Origin of the sequence: Salipaludibacillus keqinensis, assembly GCF_003226325.1 — a bacterium.
Classification (GTDB): domain Bacteria; phylum Bacillota; class Bacilli; order Bacillales; family Salisediminibacteriaceae; genus Salipaludibacillus; species Salipaludibacillus keqinensis.
Genome location: NZ_PDOD01000003.1, coordinates 210,134 through 230,445, shown reverse-complemented (window position 1 = coordinate 230,445; position 20,312 = coordinate 210,134). Strand labels below are relative to the sequence as shown.

General features: G+C 40.6%; 20 protein-coding genes. 11 read left to right on the top strand and 9 right to left on the bottom strand.

Annotation, left to right across the window (positions count from 1 at the left end):
- Positions 1-174: 174 nt before the first annotated feature.
- A complete protein-coding gene (locus CR194_RS13370) occupies positions 175-1,410 on the top strand; it encodes a M14 family zinc carboxypeptidase (protein ID WP_158282263.1) in 1,236 nt (411 codons plus the stop codon).
- 169 nt (positions 1,411-1,579) lie between these two features.
- Here CR194_RS13370 and CR194_RS20730 read toward each other — a convergent pair whose 3' ends face one another.
- Positions 1,580-1,708, bottom strand: coding sequence for a hypothetical protein (locus tag CR194_RS20730; RefSeq protein WP_269845719.1), 129 nt, complete (start codon positions 1,706-1,708; stop codon positions 1,580-1,582).
- A gap of 299 nt (positions 1,709-2,007) precedes the next feature.
- Here CR194_RS20730 and CR194_RS13365 point away from each other — a divergent pair, with 299 nt between their 5' ends.
- Together CR194_RS13365 and CR194_RS13360 are read left to right on the top strand one after the other, a co-directional pair.
- Positions 2,008-3,423, top strand: a complete 1,416-nt coding sequence (locus tag CR194_RS13365; protein WP_110610193.1) for a sodium/glutamate symporter — start codon at positions 2,008-2,010, stop codon at positions 3,421-3,423.
- Between the two features lie 211 nt (positions 3,424-3,634).
- Positions 3,635-4,342 (top strand): YqjF family protein, encoded by a 708-nt coding sequence (locus CR194_RS13360; protein WP_110610192.1) that lies wholly within the window; start codon positions 3,635-3,637, stop codon positions 4,340-4,342.
- A gap of 94 nt (positions 4,343-4,436) precedes the next feature.
- On the opposite strand, the gene CR194_RS13355 is transcribed toward CR194_RS13360, so the two are convergent.
- Positions 4,437-5,366, bottom strand: a complete 930-nt coding sequence (locus CR194_RS13355; protein WP_110610191.1) for an Nmad3 family putative nucleotide modification protein — start codon at positions 5,364-5,366, stop codon at positions 4,437-4,439.
- A 333-nt stretch (positions 5,367-5,699) separates the two neighbouring features.
- On the opposite strand from CR194_RS13355, the gene CR194_RS13350 reads away from it, so the two are divergent.
- Together CR194_RS13350 and CR194_RS20895 are read left to right on the top strand one after the other, a co-directional pair.
- Positions 5,700-6,266, top strand: coding sequence for an alpha/beta fold hydrolase (locus CR194_RS13350; RefSeq protein WP_110610190.1), 567 nt, complete (start codon positions 5,700-5,702; stop codon positions 6,264-6,266).
- Positions 6,233-6,385 carry a hypothetical protein gene (locus CR194_RS20895; RefSeq protein ID WP_408640760.1) on the top strand — a complete coding sequence of 51 codons (153 nt, stop codon included), beginning with the start codon at positions 6,233-6,235 and terminating at the stop codon, positions 6,383-6,385. The genes CR194_RS13350 and CR194_RS20895 overlap by 34 nt, the downstream gene beginning before the upstream one ends.
- Here CR194_RS20895 and CR194_RS13340 read toward each other — a convergent pair.
- The gene (locus CR194_RS13340) at positions 6,334-7,296 is read right to left on the bottom strand and encodes an ornithine cyclodeaminase family protein (RefSeq protein ID WP_110610188.1); all 963 of its coding nucleotides are present in this window, start codon (positions 7,294-7,296) and stop codon (positions 6,334-6,336) included. The genes CR194_RS20895 and CR194_RS13340 overlap by 52 nt on opposite strands.
- A gap of 400 nt (positions 7,297-7,696) precedes the next feature.
- On the opposite strand from CR194_RS13340, the gene CR194_RS13335 reads away from it, so the two are divergent.
- The 3 genes from CR194_RS13335 to CR194_RS13325 all read left to right on the top strand — a co-directional run bounded on the left by CR194_RS13335 (position 7,697) and on the right by CR194_RS13325 (position 12,549).
- Positions 7,697-9,220, top strand: a complete 1,524-nt coding sequence (locus CR194_RS13335; RefSeq protein WP_110610187.1) for a sodium/proline symporter — start codon at positions 7,697-7,699, stop codon at positions 9,218-9,220.
- A gap of 503 nt (positions 9,221-9,723) precedes the next feature.
- Complete coding sequence (locus CR194_RS13330) at positions 9,724-10,986, top strand: cytochrome P450 (RefSeq protein ID WP_233254359.1); 1,263 nt, start codon at positions 9,724-9,726, stop codon at positions 10,984-10,986.
- Between the two features lie 495 nt (positions 10,987-11,481).
- Positions 11,482-12,549 carry an alpha/beta hydrolase gene (locus tag CR194_RS13325; RefSeq protein ID WP_110610186.1) on the top strand — a complete coding sequence of 356 codons (1,068 nt, stop codon included), beginning with the start codon at positions 11,482-11,484 and terminating at the stop codon, positions 12,547-12,549.
- 218 nt (positions 12,550-12,767) lie between these two features.
- On the opposite strand, the gene CR194_RS13320 is transcribed toward CR194_RS13325, so the two are convergent.
- The 6 genes from CR194_RS13320 to CR194_RS13295 all read right to left on the bottom strand — a co-directional run bounded on the left by CR194_RS13320 (position 12,768) and on the right by CR194_RS13295 (position 17,791).
- Positions 12,768-12,953 (bottom strand): hypothetical protein, encoded by a 186-nt coding sequence (locus CR194_RS13320; RefSeq protein WP_332888671.1) that lies wholly within the window; start codon positions 12,951-12,953, stop codon positions 12,768-12,770.
- 226 nt (positions 12,954-13,179) lie between these two features.
- Complete coding sequence (locus tag CR194_RS13315) at positions 13,180-13,530, bottom strand: KGG domain-containing protein (protein ID WP_110610185.1); 351 nt, start codon at positions 13,528-13,530, stop codon at positions 13,180-13,182.
- 669 nt (positions 13,531-14,199) lie between these two features.
- Positions 14,200-14,913 carry a YqjF family protein gene (locus CR194_RS13310; protein WP_110610184.1) on the bottom strand — a complete coding sequence of 238 codons (714 nt, stop codon included), beginning with the start codon at positions 14,911-14,913 and terminating at the stop codon, positions 14,200-14,202.
- Positions 14,914-15,322: 409 nt separating this feature from the next.
- On the bottom strand, positions 15,323-16,411 hold the full coding sequence (gene phaC, locus CR194_RS13305; RefSeq protein ID WP_110610183.1) for a class III poly(R)-hydroxyalkanoic acid synthase subunit PhaC: 1,089 nt from the start codon (positions 16,409-16,411) through the stop codon (positions 15,323-15,325).
- Between the two features lie 36 nt (positions 16,412-16,447).
- Entirely contained in the window at positions 16,448-17,197 is a 750-nt protein-coding gene (gene fabG, locus CR194_RS13300) for a 3-oxoacyl-[acyl-carrier-protein] reductase (protein WP_110610498.1), read from the bottom strand.
- A 102-nt stretch (positions 17,198-17,299) separates the two neighbouring features.
- On the bottom strand, positions 17,300-17,791 hold the full coding sequence (locus tag CR194_RS13295) for a poly(R)-hydroxyalkanoic acid synthase subunit PhaE (protein WP_158282262.1): 492 nt from the start codon (positions 17,789-17,791) through the stop codon (positions 17,300-17,302).
- Between the two features lie 249 nt (positions 17,792-18,040).
- Between CR194_RS13295 and phaQ the strand changes: the two genes are divergently transcribed.
- The 3 genes from phaQ (at position 18,041) to fabG (CR194_RS13280) (ending at position 20,245) form a co-directional block, all read left to right on the top strand.
- The gene (gene phaQ / locus CR194_RS13290; RefSeq protein ID WP_110610181.1) at positions 18,041-18,454 is read left to right on the top strand and encodes a poly-beta-hydroxybutyrate-responsive repressor; all 414 of its coding nucleotides are present in this window, start codon (positions 18,041-18,043) and stop codon (positions 18,452-18,454) included.
- A 116-nt stretch (positions 18,455-18,570) separates the two neighbouring features.
- On the top strand, positions 18,571-19,089 hold the full coding sequence (locus tag CR194_RS13285) for a hypothetical protein (protein WP_110610180.1): 519 nt from the start codon (positions 18,571-18,573) through the stop codon (positions 19,087-19,089).
- Positions 19,090-19,504: 415 nt separating this feature from the next.
- Positions 19,505-20,245 carry a 3-oxoacyl-[acyl-carrier-protein] reductase gene (gene fabG, locus CR194_RS13280; protein WP_110610179.1) on the top strand — a complete coding sequence of 247 codons (741 nt, stop codon included), beginning with the start codon at positions 19,505-19,507 and terminating at the stop codon, positions 20,243-20,245.
- Positions 20,246-20,312: the final 67 nt, after the last annotated feature.

Here is a 20,312-nt window from a genome sequence, read left to right as displayed (position 1 = left end):
TTTTTACAAATTTACGCAATAGTACCATATTAACGTAGATATTTAGTAATCATAATAGCTACACCATTCGACACACTGTAGATAAATCGTTTCAATTTTCGGAATATTATGGAATAAAGTATTTCGTTATACTAAACTAAAATGGAATTCAAAATTAAAAAGGAGGTAGATTTTTTGAAGAAATTTGTTTTTTATTCTTTGATTATGACGTTATTCCTATCAACTGCATTGCCTGGGTTTGTAGGTGCAGAACCTCAGTCGAAACCAAACGGACCATGGATTCAGCCAGAGCAACAGACAATGTTGGAGCGTTTCATGGATCCTGAAGAATTACACGAAAAGCTGGAGCAAATCCATGATCGTGCACGTGATGGACGAATGGATCTAGAAGTTGTAGGACATTCTGCCAAGTATGACCACCCTATTTATGTGGCTAAGTTTGGGGATGCTGACACGGATAATCCTAAAGTATTTCTTCAAACTGCCATTCATGGAGATGAACAAGCTGGAACAGAAGCTTCGCTTAATCTGATTCAAAACCTTGCAATGAGCAATAATAAAGATGTTCGCGAAATATTAGATAACGTCACTGTTTGGATCGTGCCAATGCTAAACCCTGATGGAGCAGAAATTATTGAACTAGAAGAGGGACAAGCAAAACAACGAAGAAACTTCCAAGACTGGACTCCTGAAGAGTGGGGCCTTTCTGAAGACACGCCTGCACCTTGGTATCACGGTACTGACTGGGCAAGCCAAGAACTTGGTTATGATGTTAATCGTGACTTTCACCCGGATCTTTCATTTGAACTGAATGAAGATAAAGGACATCTCCTACCTGGTGTCGGTACAGAGCCTGGCTTCTATGTAACTCCTGAAGCAAGAGCGTCACGAGATGTATTCCAAGAGCTAGAGCCCGACCTCTTTATTGATCACCACCATCGTTACAGTAACACCGTTTCAGAAGATGATGACCGGCTAAATACGTTACAAATAATTGCTCAGGTGGTTGATGAAGATAATGTCGTCAGTCATGATGGAATAGACTACCAACTGAGTGAAGAGTCATTGAAGCTTTCCAAACAAGTTAATAGCCATGTTTATCAAGTTTTGCAAAAAGGTAACTCACCATACGGAGCAGTATCACGCTACCAAGAAGTGGACCTTCCTGGCACAGCACTAGGCAGTTATTCGCTTAACGATGCAGCGATTATGCTTTATGAGACGCGTGGCCAACAGCATCCAAATGGCCATACTGGTCAAAAGTCGAGTGGAATGCTTATAAAACAAAGTTATATAGGCCTTTTCGAAACCTTGTCAGGTTTAGCAACAGGTGAAATATTTGAAATTGATCCTGAATTTTATGACACAGAAATTCCAACATATAGCCCGCGTATCGGAAGACCGAATTAATAAGTAATACAAGCCCTCGTCATTCAATTTACGAGGGCTTCTCCTCTGTTTTGAAGAAGTCATAACGAGTCCATAAACAAACTCAAAACGATGATTCTTTTCGACTATTGAAATCGTTCCAATTGTCCATTAATCTTTTGGCCTATTAATACTTGTCCGATCTCTCCTTCTATAATGCTTCCCCATCTTTACAGTGCGTCTGATAAACCCTTAGATACTTCAGCCTGTCTCCCTCATCTTCCCCTTTGATCCACTCGTCCAGCTTGCCAATCTCTTCCGCCAAATTCACCAAATGCATGCGTCACTGCATCTCCCTATTAACCTTCACTGGCACATCATTTTCATTTTTAAAACTTTCTTCTACTTCAATCATTATGTAACCCTTCCTCATTTTCTACTTACACCTAATAAGTAAAGCTAAAGTGGAAAAAAGGAGAAATTTTAAACATTTAATAACCGTTCCTGTAGCTTGAGCATTCAATTCGACCACAAGAACCGTCCCCTTGGTTACCGTCCCCCTCGTTATATGTTTTACCTGACTCTTATAAGGTAATGGGAAAAATGAATATTTTAGAAAAGTAATTGGAGGAATGTAATATGGAATTAACTCCCGAAGTTGTCGGGTTCAGTTTGATTATATTAGGGGTACTACTTTTAATCGGGAAATGGCTCAGAGTGTTTACGCCTTTCTTTCAATCCTTTTTTATTCCGAGTTCTATGATTGCGGGCTTAATTGCACTATTTCTCGGACCGGAAGTTTTAGGACTCACAGGTGTTAACCTTTTTGATGAGGGTGGTCTTTTTCCCCAAGCGATGGTAGAAGTTTGGTCTACACTTCCAGGTCTATTAATAAACGTCATCTTTGCTTCGTTGTTTCTCGGAATGACCTTCCCCTCTGTTAAAAAAATGTGGGAAATATCAGGTCCGCAAATAACGTTTGCTCACTTTTTGTCATGGGGACTCTATGTTGTAGGACTTCTCTTAGCCATACTCGTTCTAACACCAGTATTTGATATGAGCCCGGCTGCAGGGGCCCTTTTGGAGATAAGCTTTGTGGGAGGACATGGAACAGCAGCTGGTTTAACAGGTACATTTGAAGGAGTAGGATTTGAAGAAGGTCGAGATATAGCGATTGGTCTAGCCACAGTAGGGGTTCTGAGTACTGTGTTTATTGGTATGACCCTTATCAATTGGGGAGCTCGCAAAGGAAAAACGGAAATTATGAAAGATCCAAGTGAGCTATCTGAAGAAAAGAAGAGAGGGATTATTTCCAAAGAAAATCAAGAGGATTTTCCAGCTGGGAAACAGACCACTCATTCTGAATTTATTGAAACATTAACAGTTCATTTAGGGTATATAGGTCTGGCCATAGGATTAGGTTGGTTGATGCTTGAAGGTTTAATCCTTGTAGAAGAGGCATTATGGGTGGAAGAGATTGAAATATTTACTCATTTACCCTTATTTCCATTAGCGATGATTGGTGCCGTTATCGTTCAATTACTTTTAGGGAAATTTGTAAAGTATAATATTGTGGATCGAGGTGTTATCAGTAGAATACAGGGACTTGCCCTTGACCTTTTAATCGTCTCAGCTATAGGGACATTATCATTGGCTGTAATTGGTGAGTACTTCCTTCCATTTATGATCATGTCTATTGCTGCGATAACGTGGAATCTATTAGCATTTTTATTTATAGCCCCAAGAATTATGCCAGATTACTGGTTTGAACGTGCTATTGGTGATTTTGGACAAGCCATGGGCATGAGCGCTGCAGGGTTGTTACTTATTAAATTAGCTGATCCTGAATCGAAATCTCCAGCCAAAGAAGGCTTTAGCTACAAACAGCTTCTTCTTGATATTTTTGTAGGCGGAGGTTTTGTCACAGCCGCTTCTGTCCCTCTCGTAGTCGCGTTTGGCCCAGTTATAACACTTATTACCGCAGCAGTTATTATGACAGGTTGGCTTCTTCTCGGACTCTTTTACTTCGGTAAGAAAGAGAGGCCTTCCGAATAAAAATATCGTCTGGTTAGAAAGAAATGGGAGATATTTTCCAGGCAACCAGTGGGACGGTTCTTCTGGTTAGCAACCACAAGAACCGTCCCTTCGGTCACCTTCTGTCACCCCATGCTTATTTTGTCCTCATCGTGGGTAAAGAATAAAAGCATACAAATCGGCTCGCTAAGCCTTGAGCCTTAAGAAGCTGTTCAGAGGAGGATGACATGTAATGAGTTCAAATAAAAACAAATGGGTTGCCTATCAGCAGTGGGAGGATATATTATTTCTGCACTGGCCGGTCGATGTAGAAACGCTGCGCCCACATGTTCCAGAGGAGTTGGAATTGGATACTCACGATGGAAACTCGTGGATTTCTATACTCGCCTATGTAAGCACTGATAATAAGGCCAAAAAATTCGGAAGGACCCTGACATCCAGTTCGATTCATCAGGTAAACGTGCGCACGTATGTAAAATACGGAGAGGAAAGCGGCGTCTATTTCTTTTCAATGGAAGCCGATCATAAAGCCGCAGTAAAAGCTTCCCGAAGCCTTGCCGGTCTTCCTTTTTATCAGGCCGACCTAAAACATTCCAAGAAAGATGAAGGATTCCGCATTCAAAGCACCCGCACACACAGCGGGGAAAAAGGGCTACAGTTTAAATGCTCTTATAAACCCTCTGGGGAAGCTCACAGTCCTGAACCCGGTTCGCTGGAGCACTGGCTCACAGAACGAAACCAGCTGCTCCGTGTAAAAGGAAAGAAAGTATCCAAGTCAACTATTGACTACAAGCCGTGGAAAATACGTCCGGCTGACGTGAAAATCACTAAAAACCAGCTGCTGGATTTTCTTCCGGTGGATCTCACTAACAAAGAGCCGATTGTTTATTATGGCAAAAAGAAAGGCGTTTATTTTTACGATTTCAATAAAATAGGGTAACACCGAGGCTGATCCTGAAATGAGGGGTCAGCTTTTTCATTTCTGGGTAAATGATCCGAGGACCTCTGCTTCGGCAGACAGCTTTTCTGTGTTCTTACTCTCTCCAGCCTTCAAAGAGAGACTTGAGCCAGTTCTCACTTTTGTTTTCCAGAGGCGCAATGTATTCCTGCCCCCTTCCTGGAGACTGGACGTAATACATTCCCGGATTTTCTGAACTCTTCAGCCATTTCTTTTTCTCCTTTTCCTTTTCCTCTAAATAAGTCGGCTGGTAGTGGGAATCATGAAAAAAAGCAGGCAGCTGCCATACACTCGGTTTGTTTTTATGAAGCGGTGAAGAAAGCAGAAGCCGGTCATTAAGACGCGGGAAATAGCCGCTACCCGGAATATCCCGGTCATGAAAAAGATGATCGGAAGCGAGATAAAGTGTATTGTTGTTATTCCTGATAAAGTTGTCCTCCGCTCCATGAGGATGCTGCTCCCTCATTTCTTTCGGAAGCTCCTCCCGGTTGTCATTCGTAATGATTTTCCCTACCTTCAGCCATCCATAAAGATAGTACACCCCGTCATTCCACCCTCCATTGGGATCCAGTGGATGCACCCGGTCTTTCACCGGTTTGAATCGGCTGAAGAACAAAAAAACGCTTCCTTCATTTACATCATTATTGTGCAGGTGACCGGCAGCACCCCCGGTTTGGCCGAAAGCACCAAAATCCGGGCCGTTTCTGAGCCAGGCAGGCTTTCTCAGAATAGGATCATAGTGTGCATAGGAATTTTTTATAATCTCCCGTGTTTTTTTACTGGATCCAAGCATTGGGTCTTCAATTAATTCCTGTAAATTTTCAGCCTGTATTCCTTCCAGATAGCCGGGGTGTAGTTTTAACTCTTCATATGTGTGTGGATTGTGGGCTTTTTTTCCTTCTGGAATCGGCAGAAGGATGTATTTTCCTGTCGCAGGATCATAGGGAGAATAACCAAATCCCGAAGAAGAATCAAAGCCTTTTCTGCTAAAAATAAGTTTTCTCATTTTTTCCTCCTTTTAAGATTGTAATAAGCTCAGCTTATAGACAAAATATTTGTTCCCGTGATTCCCTAGGATGCAGTTCCCTTTCACCAGTGGGGGGCAACTGTTAGTACAAAGCTGATTCTAGAATTGAATGTACGCGGTGCAGTCCTGTTACCGGTCTTCCCTACTCATATGCCCGCATGGAACACCAAAAAAACAAAGACCGACCAGAGGGACGGTTCTTCCGGTCAGTGACAGCAAGAACCGTCCCCTTGGGGTCACCCCTGGTCACGTTTTAGCCGAACTCATTCGGGAATAGGAAAGAAAGTTATTTTCGCCGGAAGGAGTCGTTTTATGCCATTTTTCCAGTCCGGAGAAGGCGCCCTTTATTATGAGGAAACAGGAACAGGTCCTTCTCTATTGTTTATTCCACCTCCAGCTCTTGGAACCGAATCTTTCCGCCAACAGAAGGAAGTGCTGAGTGAAAGGTTTCGCGTAGTTTCTTTTGATCCAATCGGAACCGGACGCAGTCCAGACCATGGCCGCCGGGAATATACCATTGAGGAATGGACGAATGACATTCTTTCCCTTGCCGATCATCTCGACTTGGAGAAGGTTCTGCTGTGCGGCTACTCTCTTGGGGGAAGCCCTTGCCAGGAATTCGCTCTTTCTTATCCTGAGAGAATAAAAGGAATCATTCTTCTCTGCTCGTTTCCTGAAGTAAGCACCGTTTTTCTTTCTGCCAAAATTCGGATCGGAGAGTGGTTAGCCCTTAAAGATTTCCGTACCGTGATGGGGGAAGGAATCGCCATTTCCCATACGAAAAGAAAGGACAAGCTTGGATCGGGATTGTTCCGTTCATTGGTACCCATAACGAAGCCCGCTGGATGGGTCGGATATTATCAATCCCCCCATTTCTAGAATTGAATGTACGCACCTATGTTAAGTATAAAGGGCAGCAGGGAGTCTTTTTTATTACAGAAGACGGCTACCGACCAGAAGAACCGTCACTCTGGTCTGATTTCAAAAGCTTTTCATAAATTAAAATGGCGGTCACGAGATCGTAGACGGCCATGCCTACAGACTTAAACACCGTTAACTCATTCTTTTTCGACTTAAACTGTTCATGGTTTAAGATTAAATCTTCAAGTGTCACCACATTCTCTTGCTTTAAACCTCGCTCTTGAGCGCGAATGAGATCTCCTGATTCTTTCAAAGCTGTCATCGTATCCACATACATCTCGTCTATGGATTCAAAAATATAATCCGATATTTCTTGCATGAAGGGACGAAAGGAACCGCACCCTACGATATGTTTTCCAGCTAAATCAGGGACTTCTGGTAAAACAGGTGTTTTCGAACTTGTTGCCGTTATGATAATATCAGCCCGTTCAATCACTTCTATAGGAGTTGCATAATTTATCTTCAACTCTGGAAAAATACGATTCACTTTTTCTATGTATCGCTTCACATTCTCTTCGCTCCGACTGTAGACATACACATGTTTAATCGGACGAACGGCACACGCCGCTTGCAAATGGCTGAATGCTTGGACACCTGTTCCAATAATCCCGACAATGGACGATTCTTCATTTGATAAGTACTTCATACTGATACCCCCAAGAGCACCTGTCCGAAGAGCGGTCAATTCTTGAGCTTCCATCATTGCTAACGGTTCCATCGTTTGGCGATTACTTAATAACATAAGCGCATGAATAGTCGATTTATGTAAGGATGGATTGCCTGGTGCTACACCTACAAGCTTCGTCCCATAGTAATCTTCAAAAAATGAAGGCATAAGCAATATTGTATTGTCTCCGTCTTCTTCATGCATCCGCTCCGGGACACTGACACTGGCTTGATCACCCTTCACATAAAAATCTTCAATAGTCTCGATCACATCACTTATGGAAATTAACTCGTTAATCTGATCGTTGTTTAAATACTGCATCGCTTTCCCTCCAAGCACTGGAACGGTTCTAGTGCTTTCTAATTAACAGAAACGCCCGTTTTTTTCTGAATTATAACATACTAGAAGAGAAGATATTCTATCCTTTATTCTAAAATTCTAAAAATGTTAAATTTTCTTTATTTTCAAAAGATATATTGACGACTCGACTTTCTATAACTATACTAAAATCTGAAACATTGATCATTAAATACATAGTTATCACTAATTACCCCGGTTCTTTATTTTGATTTAATTAAAAATAATTCAGGAGGTGAACCCATTGACGTTTCAAATCTTCTTCGCCTTAGTTCTCATTCCGTTATCTATCCTTGGACTAGGTTTAGTCTGTTATGCCATTACCGCAAAACAAGATCGAGAAACTTAAAGGAGGAATTTCAGAATGGACATTACGGCACATCCACTTACAGTCACTGTATTAATTTTATATCTTATTTTATTAGTTGTTATTGGGATAGATAGTTCCCGTAAAAGTTCAAAAGGATTAACAGAATTTTTCCTAGCAGGAAGAAGTTTAAACAAATGGACAGTCGCATTTTCCGCAGTTAGCTCTGGTCGAAGTTCATGGCTCGTATTAGGGGTTTCTGGAACCGCTTACTTAACTGGACTCAATGCTGTTTGGGCTGTTGCCGGTTACATAACAATTGAAGTTTTTATGTTCTTCTTCGTTGCTCGAAGGCTCCGCCGTTTTAGTGAATCAACAGGTAGTATCACCATTCCTGATATTTTAGAAAACCGTTTAGGGGATCCGAAGAAAATATTACGTCTCGTTAGTTCATTAATTATTCTTTTCTTCATGGTTGCTTATGTAGGCAGTCAACTAGTCGGAGGAGCTACAGCCTTTTCAGGAAGTTTAGGTATCACTTCCACACAAGGAATGCTTTTAACCGCGGCAATTATTTTAACTTATACTATGCTTGGAGGTTTTCACGCAGTTAGTAAAACCGACGTATTACAAATCATGTTCATGTTTTTCTCTCTAGTCCTCCTACCAACCATTGCCATATTTCAGCTAGGAGGATTTGAACCTATTCTTGCATCGATGCAAACTGAAGGCGGCGGATTTACAAGCCCGTTTGCATTTGCCTTTGGTGCCATTATCGGTTTATTGGGTATAGGGTTCGGTAGTCCTGGTAACCCACACATCATCGTACGCTATATGAGTTTGAAAAATGTAAAAGAAATGCGCCAAGCTGCGCTAATAGCTACTTTCTGGAATGTTATTATGGGTTGGGGCGCGATCATGGTCGGACTTATCGGGCGAGCTTACTTCCCTAACGTGGACATGTTACCAAATGAAAGTCATGAACAAATCTTCACTTCACTTGGTGCAGAAGTGATGAACCCGTTCTTTACAGGAATTCTTCTAGTAGCTGTACTCGCAGCTATTATGAGTAGTGCTGACAGCCAATTACTAGTTGGAGCTAGTGCCGTTGTTCGTGACATTTATGAGCGAATTTTTGCAAGAGACAAAGAACTATCACAGCGAAAACTGATTTTATACAGTCGTATCGTTATCGTCATTATCATGGGATTATCCATCTGGTTAGCATTCGCAGCCCAAGAATTCGTCTTTTGGATGGTACTGTTTGCATTCGGTGGCTTAGGGGCATGTTTTGGCCCACCATTAATTCTCTCTTTCTACTGGAAGGGACTATCGAGAGCCGGGGTTCTAACTGGGATGATCACAGGATTATTCACCGTCATCATGGTGAAGCAACAGCCTGAATGGACCTATCAATTTATAGATGTACATGAATTTCTTAACAATTACTTCTTCGGTATCACTTATGAAGCTGTTCCTGGTTTCATTGTCGCTACCTTTTTCACGGTAGTCGTTAGCTTATTTACTGAAAAGCCCGCTAATGCGAACCGAATGGTTGATGAAATTAAAAAAGTAGGGTAATCCTAAATTACTCTAATTACTATTAATATTATTTTATGTAAATAAAAAACCAACCGTCATGCTTTCTTCCGCATGGCGGTTGTCTGTTTATTACTATATTTATAACCGTTGAATAACTAAAATTTTCGGAAGTGACAGCACGTGTCATCGACGTCAAAAATAATCGTTTCCATTGTCACCCACCCCCCCTTTCTTTTCCACTCCTATCATATCAAGTTATTTACCTTTTATTAAAATGGTATTACAGAGTTGTTTTGGTGAAGATAAATACGAAGACGTTTCCAGAAAATTATGCAGAGAGATTTTCTACATAGCCAGTTCATGAACAATATCAAAACGACGATTCTTTTTGACCAAAAGAACCGTCCCCCTGGTTCTGTGCAAAACTTAAACTATTGTTATACAATTGATTTAACAAATATTGGGGGGATTAAATGATGACTCGGACGAAGACGATTAAGACGTCGCGTATCAAGAATTATTTTGATTTTAGGAGAGATCCGTTGTCGTTTTTTGTGAGGATGCTGGAAAAAGGGGATATGGTTTCTTTGAATACGGGGCTTGTTCCTTCTTATATCGTGAATTCTCCTTCTTTCGTTCAAGAGATATTAGTTACGAAGGATGCTTCTTTTCGGAAGGGGCGTACGACGAAAGTGTTGACGAGAACGATTGGGGATGGGTTACTTACAACAGAAAAAACGCATCACAAGAAGCAAAAAAAGTACTTCCAACCAGTTTTTTATAAAGAGCGTCTCATGCGCTACGCCGAGACGATGGTGTCGGATTCAAAAAGTTTGGTGGCAGAACTGGAGCAAAAGGATTCCTGCCTGTTAGATGAAGAGATGATGGAGCTGACGCTATCGATTATTTCGAAAGTCATGTTTGCTACAAATGTTGATGAAAAGAAAAAAGAATTGGCCGCTGCTGTCAGCGCAACGATTAAACAGACTGCAAATAGCTTGTTTTCTCCCTTTCTCTTACCTTTGGCTGTTCCTACAAAAGGAAATCGAAGACATCGAGACGCCATCAGTAAGCTGGAAAATGTGATCTATCCCATTATCGACGAGGCGAAGCAAAACCCAACAGCGTACGAAGATACGATGGTGGGATTGTTGTTGGATTCAGCCAAACAGCCTGACGCTCCTCCCATATTTGATAAGGAACTACGGGATCAAATGATGACGATGCTTCTCGCTGGCCATGAAACGTCGGCTAATTTGTTAACGTGGATATTCTATGCTTTGTCGAAAAATCCAGAGGCCGAAGCGAAATTCCATGAAGAAATTGACCAACTGGACTCGTTAACGGAAACCCCTTTTGAAACCTATCGAAAACTGACGTATACGAATCAGATTATCAAGGAAACGTTGCGATTATATCCGCCAGCTTGGCTTATTTACCGAGAAGCCGACGAAGACGTGGAGCTATTAGGTGAATCATTCAAAGCTGGTAGCACATTTATGATCGCTCCTTACTCAATTCATCGAAATCCGGACATCTTTCCAGATCCAGAACAATTTAAACCAGAACGTTTCGCGGAGGAGAATCAAGAATCGATCCCAACCTTTGCCTATTTCCCCTTTGGCGCTGGCTCAAGGAGTTGTATTGGCTATCGTTTTGCGATGATGGAAACAGCTCTCATCCTCGCCGTCATAGGCAGGAGTTTAAAATTCCAGCGAGTTGATGAGACACCCGTTGAACCTGAACCGTTAGTGTCCCTTCGAGTTAAAGATGGTCTGAACATGAAGGTGGTTTCGCGAGGATAACCAGAGGGACGGTTCCTGAGGTCAGTAACCGCGAGAACCGTCCCCGCGGTTCACACGTTTCCGCTTTCATCCACTCCTCCACCACGTCAACCTCTTTCGCCAGATACCGCCTGAACCACAAGAACCGTCCCTGTTGTCTTACCTGCAGTGATGACGATGAGAAGCATAAAATGGCTCTTATTCTCGTGAAACTAGCAAAAAAGAAGGCAATTATAATGAGAGGTCAATCTTTAAAACGAGGCTCGATGATAAAGAAACCTGCGCTATAGGGTACATTTTTCCGGTAAAAATAAAGATCAAGAGACCACTCATTATGCTTAAATGAACGTTTATTTTAAAAAAGAAACGTTTATATAATAGGAAAAGACACTTTTTTCCTGCCGCTGTTTTTCCCTGTACAGCTAGGTCATAAGAGAAAATTTATTCTAGGTATTTAACAAGGGGGTTATCATACAGTCTCATGCCCGGAGGTTTTGCAAAGGAGGATTATGCTTTATGGACTATACTCACGAGGAGCTTACTGCTAGATTAAAAGAAAATGTAACGTATTCAAAAAAAGGGAGAGTAATCATTACTAATAAGAAAATTCCTTTTCAAGAAGAAAGCCGCGGTCTAGATCCGAGAGTGAAAAGATTTCTTACACACGAGGCCGATCCTAATGTAAGACGTCCGCTCGAAATTGATGACCTTGAGACTACCCGAAACAGAGTAGAAGTTAATAATAAAGATTTAAGCAAAGGGATTCGTTCAGAAGAAAAGCAAATATTTTCTGAAGACCACGAGATTACGTTAGGCATTTATAACCAGACAAAAGAAAAAAAGCCGGTCCTAGTTTATCTTCATGGTGGTGGCTTTTTTGAGCGAGATATAGATGTCATGGAAAATTTGTGCAAGTTCTTAGCGCAAGAGGCCAATGCAGTAGTAGTGGGCGTTGAATATCGTCTTGCCCCGGAGTACCCTTATCAGGATGGGTTGAACGATTGTCTGGAAACCGTACAGTATATTTACAAAAATGCAAGAAAGTTTAATGTTGATGCTGATAAAATCGGTCTTGTTGGAGACAGTGTCGGGGGGAATCTTGCACTTGGGGTGCATCACTTAAGTAAAGAGAAACCATGGAATATATGCTATATAGGAATGCTCTGTCCATTGGTGGATTTATCTGACATATCAAGGGATAATTGGAACATAAAACACTACGACATGTCAAAGGATTCTGACTTAATTCGTCAGGAGCTTGTAACAATGAAAGACTCTCTTATTTTCATACAGACCTTATACCTTACAGATTTAGAAGATGTGCTTCTGCCACTTGTATCTCCTTTACTGCGCAGAGATAAAACCGACCTCCCACCTATCACGCTCACCACGGCAGAGTTCGATTTTCTACGAATTCAAGGAGAAGAGTTTTCCGCCCAGGCGATCGACGCAGGAATCCCGGTCCGTCATATTAAATATAAAGGAATGGATCATGCATTTGTCAGAAAGCTCGGCTACTACCCTCAAGCAGCTGATGCAATAAAAGAAGTTTCCAACCATTTTTTACAGGTGGTGCGAAAGTAAGTCTATTACTCCCCACAAACCAAAATTCTGGTCTTAATTAGATGGAGAGGATGGAAGGAGAAGAGAGAAAAATCAGTTCTTTAACCAACATTTCAGTTCTCATTCATGGGGGTAAATGGATGGCCAGGAAGGAATGACCCTTTTTTTCCTTCCTCTTCTTTTTAAAAAGAAGGTATATAAATTGTTTATAATAGTCCTCTTTTAATTGTTGATCCCGTTTATTCGTAATGTCTAACTTTATAACTTCCAGGTCCACGCCTGCTTTTTTCGCTTCTTCCCGTTAACTCGTCACTTGAGATAATCTCAACATATGCAATGACTTTATGACCTTTTTTGGCAAGGCCAATAGCTGTTCCTTTTCCAAAACCGCTTCTTGAACCCGTTATAAAAATAGTTTTACTCATGATTGATCGTTGTGGCTCCAAGACTATGGACCGAAGAGATCCATTCTATTCTATAGGTGTTTAAACACATTTATTTAGATGTTAAGTTAACTTTGAAAGTGGACTCTATAGATAACTTGATGCAAAATTAAATATCCAACCTGAGCTCGTCACAATATTGAACTCAGGTCGAATTTTCCCTGACTTCTCGAAGAAGGAGATCTGTTGGCCTCTCCTCTTCGCTCTATCAATTATTTTGATTGGTGCTGTTGCTTTGCTGGCCACCTTTTTGACCAATTTCTTCGTAGAATTTTTTATCTTGATTCTTGCTTGTTTGTTCTCCGCCTTTTCTACCAGCTTCCTCGTGACTCATATTCCCTTGGTTGTTACTGTTGTTTTGACTATTATTTTGATTGGTGCTGTTGCTTTGACTATTATTTTGATTGGTGCTGTTGCTTTGCTGGCCGCCTTTTTGACCAATTTCTTCGTAGAATTGTTTATCATGATTCTTGCTTGTCTGTTCTCCGCCTTTTCTGCCAGCTTCCTCGCGACTCATAGTCCCTTGATTGTTACTGTTGTTTTGGTTATTATTTGCCATCTTAAATTCCTCCTTTAGAAAGTATGTTGTATGTATTCCACATAGAGAGAACTTAAAACAGAAAAAGGATTAAAAGGTAATTTTGCCCTATTTTTAATGTTGATTTCCGAAAAAAATTGTTCTATTGTGAAAAAAGGTTGATAAAAACCACCATATTTAAATTATTATTTTTGGGCAGGATTACTGTCATTTTTATTCCTGAACCAATTTTTTAAAGCTATTTTGACTATTCACTTTCAGAATAAAGGAGCTAACTTTTCTAAATTGTGGCCTTTCCTAACAGCCTTCAGCTAGTATTAGACTTAGCTTATTACACAAGATTAGGAGAGCCGCCCTTTTGGACGGCTTTTTTTCATTTAATGCTAATTCCCTATGCTTTCCTTGTTCTCTACTCTTTTTTTAGCTTGCGACGGTTCGATTAGTTAAATTAGTCCATTTCATCCCGCTTTCACTTCCTTGAAACATCCTCTTACTAAAGCTAGGCGTCCATGTGAGTCAAAAGCTATGAATTTCTTTTTAATATTATGCTATGTTTATTTTTGACAAATGAGGGGAGTCCCGGAGATATCGCAGAGGACGTAAATCCGGCGATCGTCGGAAGGGCCCAGCAGGATATTATAAAAGGCGAGGCCACTAGTTAAAGGCAACGCCTAAAGCAGTCAGCCGACGTTAATCTGTCGACTGACTTTGCTGTACAGGTTCAAATGGGTGAAAAGCAGTCCGTTGGGATTTGGCGAGGTGAACGATCGGTTCGCTCGGCTCAAATCCAGAGATGAAGTCAAATAAAGAATTGTTAAAGATTTCAATCTCTGCATCCATCACCTCCCATCCCGCATGCTCAATTGGACCTCTATAAATATCGCCTTTAATCGTCGTAAACAGCGCATACCGTTCCATTAAAAATTCTGTTATTGGGTCTTGTACGGCAGGATAGGATTCACTTTGGCTTGAAGTGCTCCCGGTAAATACAGCACGATCTTTCTTTTTGCCCTTACGAATTGAAGTGAAGTCACACCCCTCTTTATGCGTACGGATGTTCATATAGGATTCATAATAGGGGAGTGAAGTCAGCCAGCGAGCACCTTTTATAGCGGTAAGGGAATTGGCATCCATCGTCAAAAAGATCATCCCCCTTTCTCCTTTGTACTTTACATACGTACGTACATCCAGTTCCAAAAAAGATGGCAGCACCGACAGTCCGCTTGCCAGACGAAGGACATTATCATTAGCTTCAAAGGCGACGATACTGATCCAGGCACTCCCGTCAAACTCTTCAATTGTTAGCTCGTCTGGAACGTGCAGATGGAGTAACTCTGTCGGAATCCTGTAATGAACAAAAAACGTGTGATCCCAGTCTTGTCGACCAATCCAAAATCGTTTCATATCTCGATCTCCTTTCTTGTATCATGTCATTTCTTCTATCTAAAGCAAGTGCTTTTTAGTTGGCATCGGCATTATAGCGATTGTCCCAAGCTTTTCCCACGCAGTCTGGAGAGGAAACGTACAATTTAAAATCTTTAGAATTTAAATACACCTTCTCTGACGAAAGCATTTGTTACAGAATATATTTCTGAGTATAATGATGTTAGCTTATTTTCAACTCTCAGTAGAAGGAACGCAAAAAGTATAAGAACCCCACAGTGGCAATTGTGGGGTTCTTATACTTTAAAAGGCATCAAAGGTACAATTCGGACTTTATCACTCGGCGGGATCTGGCACACACTAGTTTAGCTAATTCTGCCTCTATCTTTTGTACAGAAGTACTGGACCGCGAGAACCGTCCCCCGGGTCACTATTCAGAGTGCTCCCTCAACCATGTCTCGATCATCGGATAGGTATTCTTAGCGGCACCTTTTCCTACAGTCACAGATACATGGCCAGCCGATACTAGTTCAAATGTTTTATCTTCACTTGAAATCTTATCCATGAGTCGTTCTGTCTGTTCGGGAATGGCTATATGATCACGATCTGCGGCAATGTTTAAGACGTTTGCTTTAATATTGCTTAATTTCACTTGTTGTCCTCTAATATATAGCTCATTTTTTATTAGCTTGTTTTTTTGGTAAAATTCTCCGATCCATTGTCTGTATGCTTCACCAGGGAATGGGACGCCGTCAGCTACCCACTTCTGAAGAAGGGTCCAATTTTTAACAAATTCTTCGTTATCTGCTCGATCGGCGAGAGACACATAAGGGCCGATATAATTGGTGATTGGTTTTAATAATTTATTCCCGAAGTCAATCGTTTCTGGAGGAATGTTCCCATACGTATCGACCATGAGATCTAAATTAAAGTATTTTTCGTCGACCCATTTCGTAAATAACCCTGCATTAGAAAAGTCAAACGGACTCGTCAAAAAGACAAGGTTGCGGATCGGCAAGTGTGGATGTAGGGCCGAAAATATGGCTGTCAACGTCCCACCAATACAATAACCGAGTATGCTCAGTTCATCAGCTTCAGATTTTCGAAGGACTTTTTTCACTGCGCGAGGGATATAATCTAACACATAGTCATCGAATTTCATATGTCTATCTTCGTAACCAGGTGTACCCCAATCAAGTAAGTAAACATCGTGGCCTTTATCTGTTAAATACTCAATTAAACTGCTCCCAGGGGACAAATCTAAAATATATGGTTTATTAATCAAAGCATAAATGATTAATATGGGTACTTTGTTTGTCTTCACTTTCGCTGGTTGATATCGGTAAAGCTTTGCCTTGTTCTTTGTCCAGACAACTTCCTTTGGAGTTTGCCCGACTTGTGGTTCAGGTTCTTTAGTGAGAACATCCATGGCTCGTTTAAAGCGTTTATATTCCTTCTGATAGTCTTCAGGCAAAGAATCTACCATTGCGTCTAGTGATCTAGTTGTAGAGAAATCCATCAACCATCCTCCTCATTATTATCTTCCTATAGATCGTTACATGTATACTCCACCATTTATATTTAGGCATTGGCCTGTCATATAACTGTTATTTGCTAAAAATAGGACAGCATCGGCTATTTCAGAAGTTGTTCCTAACCGTTGCATAGGTATTGTAGCAATGATTTGCTCTTTAGCATCTTCAGGAATGGCTGCAACCATTTCAGTCTCAATATAGCCAGGACAAACGGCATTGACTGTGATTCCACGTCTTGCTGTTTCTAAAGCAAGCGACTTTGTAAATCCAATCATGCCAGCTTTGGCAGCAGAATAGTTTGTTTGGCCAAAACCACCTTTTTGACCGATAAATGAACTAATATTGATAATACGACCAAATTTTTGTTCAAGCATTGGATTGATGACTGCTGAGGTTGTGTGATAAACACTGTTTAAGTTCGTGTCTATGACCTCTTTCCATTCATTTTCACTCAATTTTTTGAAGGTACGATCTCTTGTTATTCCTGCATTATTAATAAGAATGTCTATTTTTCCAAATTGATCGATGGTCTGTTCCACCAAAGAACGAGATTGCTCATAATTAGAAACATCTGCTTGAAAGGAAACGGCTGTTCCACCAAATTGTTCAATTTCATTAATGACTTCATCGGCAGCCTCTTTGTTTGAATTATAGTTAATCACAACTTCTGCCCCACGTTTAGCTACTTCTTTTGCAATACTTGCACCAATTCCGCGAGACCCACCCGTGATAAGAGCTACTTTCCCTACTAAGCTTTGAGACTCAACCATAACTGATGCCACTTCATTTGAAATCATTCCCATTGAACATTCCTCCAAATATATTTTTTTATTAAAATAGTAGTCTAGGCATAGCTCTTTTAAAAAAATTGATTATTTTTTATCATTAGTCGGTGACGAAGTCGTTTTAGCAGGTGGCTCTTCTTTATTACTTGTCAATACCTCTAAAATTTGATTCATATTTTTATCTAGCTGATCACTTTTCTCTAAGACTTGATTCATTTTTTTATCTAGCTTAGAGACGCTTACTTTTAGTTTCGTTACTTCTAAGGAAACTTCCTTACTAGAGAGCTCGTCCTCAATTTTCTCGTCCATGCTCTCTATTTTTTCCTCTAAATTGACAATAAGGGAAGCAACGCTTGAAATTTCTTCATTTGTAGGGACATTGATTTGCTTTAAATACATATCAGTCGTACTCCGGATTAATTGTTGATATTGAAGGAAACTATTTTGGATCTGCCCTAACATCTCAGCATATTCATCTGTTTTTAATGTTTCATGAATGGCCTCGCTAAACTGTGACTCTGTTTGGTTATACATACTTTTCCATAGCGCCAATGGATCTAATGTGTTCTGCTTTGTCATCATATTAACCCCTAACCTTTAGATTTTAAAAACTGTCTTATAACAATTTTAAAGGATATTGGATAAAATTGGACAAAGGAATATCGTAAAATTAACTGAAATTTCAACAAAAACAGACCGTTTAAACGGGCATTTTAGAGAAGTATGTTGGTTTTTGGTGATTTATGTAAATCAAATGGTGTTGACATTTTTTACTCATAGGTGTAAATTACACATATAGATATTATTACTTGATTAGAAGGTGATAGGATGGATCCTAAAAACAGTAAAGATAAACCAAAAACAGAACCCATAGCGAAAGCACAAAAAAATTTCATCATTCCCGTACTCCTGTTGCTACTAAAAGATTGGAACGCACATGGATATGAATTAATGCAAAAACTGACCATGTTTGGCTTTGAATATGTTGATCAAGGAAACTTCTATAGAATTCTCCGTCAACTTGAAAAGGATGAATTAGTCGTGTCTGAGTGGGATACTTCCACATCAGGGCCAGCTAAACGAATTTATTCGATTACTTCAGCTGGAGAACAATATTTAGATCTATGGGCCAATTCCCTTGGACAATATCAGAAGATGCTTGACCAATTTTTCAATATGTATAGTAATTTTTTCGTCCCGCCTAGCTTCACATCGAAGAAAGACGATAACGTGGATGACTAGTTGAACACCGAAACACTTGAACACCATAAACAGCGGTTTGAACGATTGTTGTTTATGTTACTAATAAAAGGTCAGAATTTGACTTAAAAAAATATTAACCTTATGGAGGGATTTAGATGGTAGTTAAGAAAGAGATGAACAAGACAGAAAATGAGAATGTGATCGACTTTTTTGGAGTAGGTATGTGGAAGGATGTTATGGAAGAAATGGAGCAACAATCCATGCAAGCTCTAAAAACTCAAAAAGAATGGATCGACGGAACACGAGAACAAATTTCTCAGTTTGAAGAGAACTCCAAAAAATTAACGACTGCGTGGAAAACGAATGCTCAAACGGTCGTTGGAAATGTTAATCCGGAACTTGAGGGTGATCCAAAGTATCATGAAGTGTTAAATAAACTTGAAGAAATTGGACATAAGTCTCAAACAATTGCTACGCTTCCTGGAAAGGCGACTCTTGATATTATGGCTAGATCAAATGGTCATATCGCAGCGACTGTTGGGAATACCTTCGTCCAAAATAAAAAAATAGCTGAAAAAACAACGGATACACTGATAAATGCATTTGACCAAATGAGACAAACACAAATGCAAATGTTTAATATGATCCAATCGAATTCAGTCATGTCGAAATAACTTGCTACCAAAGGGAGCGAAGCCTATTCATACAAAAGAGGATTTGTCGTCTGGTGATCAACTATGACCTGAATAAATCCTACTTGTTCCTATGAATGGGCTATCGCTCCCTTTTCTTGTTTTATTAACAAGGATAAACTATGTTTTTTTAATGGTTTTTACGAATCATGCAAGTCCTGCTGCCCTAGCGTTTCATAGGCAGATAATCCGACTACCAATGCACCTCACATTAGCCATTAATCATTGCTTCCTCATTGAACCAATACCTCCTCCTTTCTCCGAAAATATTTTAACTGAAACGTTCACTCACTATACATTCGCCACTGATGTAAGCGCTTAACAAAAACACTGGATTTTTGTGTAAAAACAGGAAAGCTGAACACCCAGAAAGCACGAAAAGGAAGGGGAAATGACGATGAAATTAAAAGAGAAGGTGGCAATGATCACAGGGGCCTCTCGTGGCATAGGTGAAGCCACTGCAATGAAATTTGCATCAGAAGGGGCAAAACTTATTTTAGTGGACTTGAAAAAGAACGAGGTTGACGAGACTTCTGACGTGATAAAAAAACTAGGTGGCGAATGCCTCGGCTTAGAAGCTGATGTCACCGATCGTGACCAAGTAGAACAACTAATCAAGGCCTCGATGGCTTATTATGGGCGAATTGATATTGTCATTAATAATGCGGGGATTACACAGGATGCAACGTTAGTGAAAATGACCGAACAGCAGTGGGATCGTGTGATTGACGTGAATCTTAAAGGAGTCTTCAATGTCTCCCAGGCTGCTGCAAAAGTGATGATTGAACAAAAAAGTGGTGTGATTTTAAATGCGTCTTCTATTGTCGGCCTCTACGGAAATTACGGTCAAACGAATTACTCTGCATCTAAAGGTGGAGTCATTATGATGACGAAATCATGGGCCAAGGAATTGGGTAAGCACGGGATCCGCGTGAATGCGATTGCTCCAGGCTATATTTCTACTGCGATGGTAGATAAAGTACCTGAAAAAGTGAAAGAAATGATCAAGAGTAAATCCGTATTAAATCGACTGGGGGATCCAGAAGATATAGCCAATGGCTATGCCTTTCTCGCTTCTGATGAGGCGCAATACATTACAGGGACGGTATTAAATATCGATGGCGGGACGGTTATTTAAGTTGACCGGGGGGACGGTTCTTGCGGCCGGGGTGACCGGGGGGACGGTTCCTCCGGTTCGCGTGACC

What these genes read in the sequence shown, in the direction of transcription:
- CR194_RS13320 (WP_332888671.1), bottom strand. Translation starts at nt 12,953, where the DNA reads ATGAGTAAAACTATTTTTATAACGGGTTCAAGAAGCGGTTTTGGAAAA.
- CR194_RS13325 (WP_110610186.1), top strand. Translation starts at nt 11,482, where the DNA reads ATGGACTATACTCACGAGGAGCTTACTGCTAGATTAAAAGAAAATGTA.
- CR194_RS13310 (WP_110610184.1), bottom strand. Translation starts at nt 14,913, where the DNA reads ATGAAACGATTTTGGATTGGTCGACAAGACTGGGATCACACGTTTTTT.
- CR194_RS13285 (WP_110610180.1), top strand. Translation starts at nt 18,571, where the DNA reads ATGGTAGTTAAGAAAGAGATGAACAAGACAGAAAATGAGAATGTGATC.
- CR194_RS13335 (WP_110610187.1), top strand. Translation starts at nt 7,697, where the DNA reads ATGGACATTACGGCACATCCACTTACAGTCACTGTATTAATTTTATAT.
- CR194_RS13350 (WP_110610190.1), top strand. Translation starts at nt 5,700, where the DNA reads ATGCCATTTTTCCAGTCCGGAGAAGGCGCCCTTTATTATGAGGAAACA.
- fabG (WP_110610498.1), bottom strand. Translation starts at nt 17,197, where the DNA reads ATGGTTGAGTCTCAAAGCTTAGTAGGGAAAGTAGCTCTTATCACGGGT.
- CR194_RS20730 (WP_269845719.1), bottom strand. Translation starts at nt 1,708, where the DNA reads ATGCATTTGGTGAATTTGGCGGAAGAGATTGGCAAGCTGGACGAGTGG.
- phaQ (WP_110610181.1), top strand. Translation starts at nt 18,041, where the DNA reads ATGGATCCTAAAAACAGTAAAGATAAACCAAAAACAGAACCCATAGCG.
- fabG (WP_110610179.1), top strand. Translation starts at nt 19,505, where the DNA reads ATGAAATTAAAAGAGAAGGTGGCAATGATCACAGGGGCCTCTCGTGGC.
- CR194_RS13340 (WP_110610188.1), bottom strand. Translation starts at nt 7,296, where the DNA reads ATGCAGTATTTAAACAACGATCAGATTAACGAGTTAATTTCCATAAGT.
- phaC (WP_110610183.1), bottom strand. Translation starts at nt 16,411, where the DNA reads ATGGATTTCTCTACAACTAGATCACTAGACGCAATGGTAGATTCTTTG.
- CR194_RS13360 (WP_110610192.1), top strand. Translation starts at nt 3,635, where the DNA reads ATGAGTTCAAATAAAAACAAATGGGTTGCCTATCAGCAGTGGGAGGAT.
- CR194_RS13315 (WP_110610185.1), bottom strand. Translation starts at nt 13,530, where the DNA reads ATGGCAAATAATAACCAAAACAACAGTAACAATCAAGGGACTATGAGT.
- CR194_RS13365 (WP_110610193.1), top strand. Translation starts at nt 2,008, where the DNA reads ATGGAATTAACTCCCGAAGTTGTCGGGTTCAGTTTGATTATATTAGGG.
- CR194_RS20895 (WP_408640760.1), top strand. Translation starts at nt 6,233, where the DNA reads ATGGGTCGGATATTATCAATCCCCCCATTTCTAGAATTGAATGTACGC.
- CR194_RS13295 (WP_158282262.1), bottom strand. Translation starts at nt 17,791, where the DNA reads ATGACAAAGCAGAACACATTAGATCCATTGGCGCTATGGAAAAGTATG.
- CR194_RS13355 (WP_110610191.1), bottom strand. Translation starts at nt 5,366, where the DNA reads ATGAGAAAACTTATTTTTAGCAGAAAAGGCTTTGATTCTTCTTCGGGA.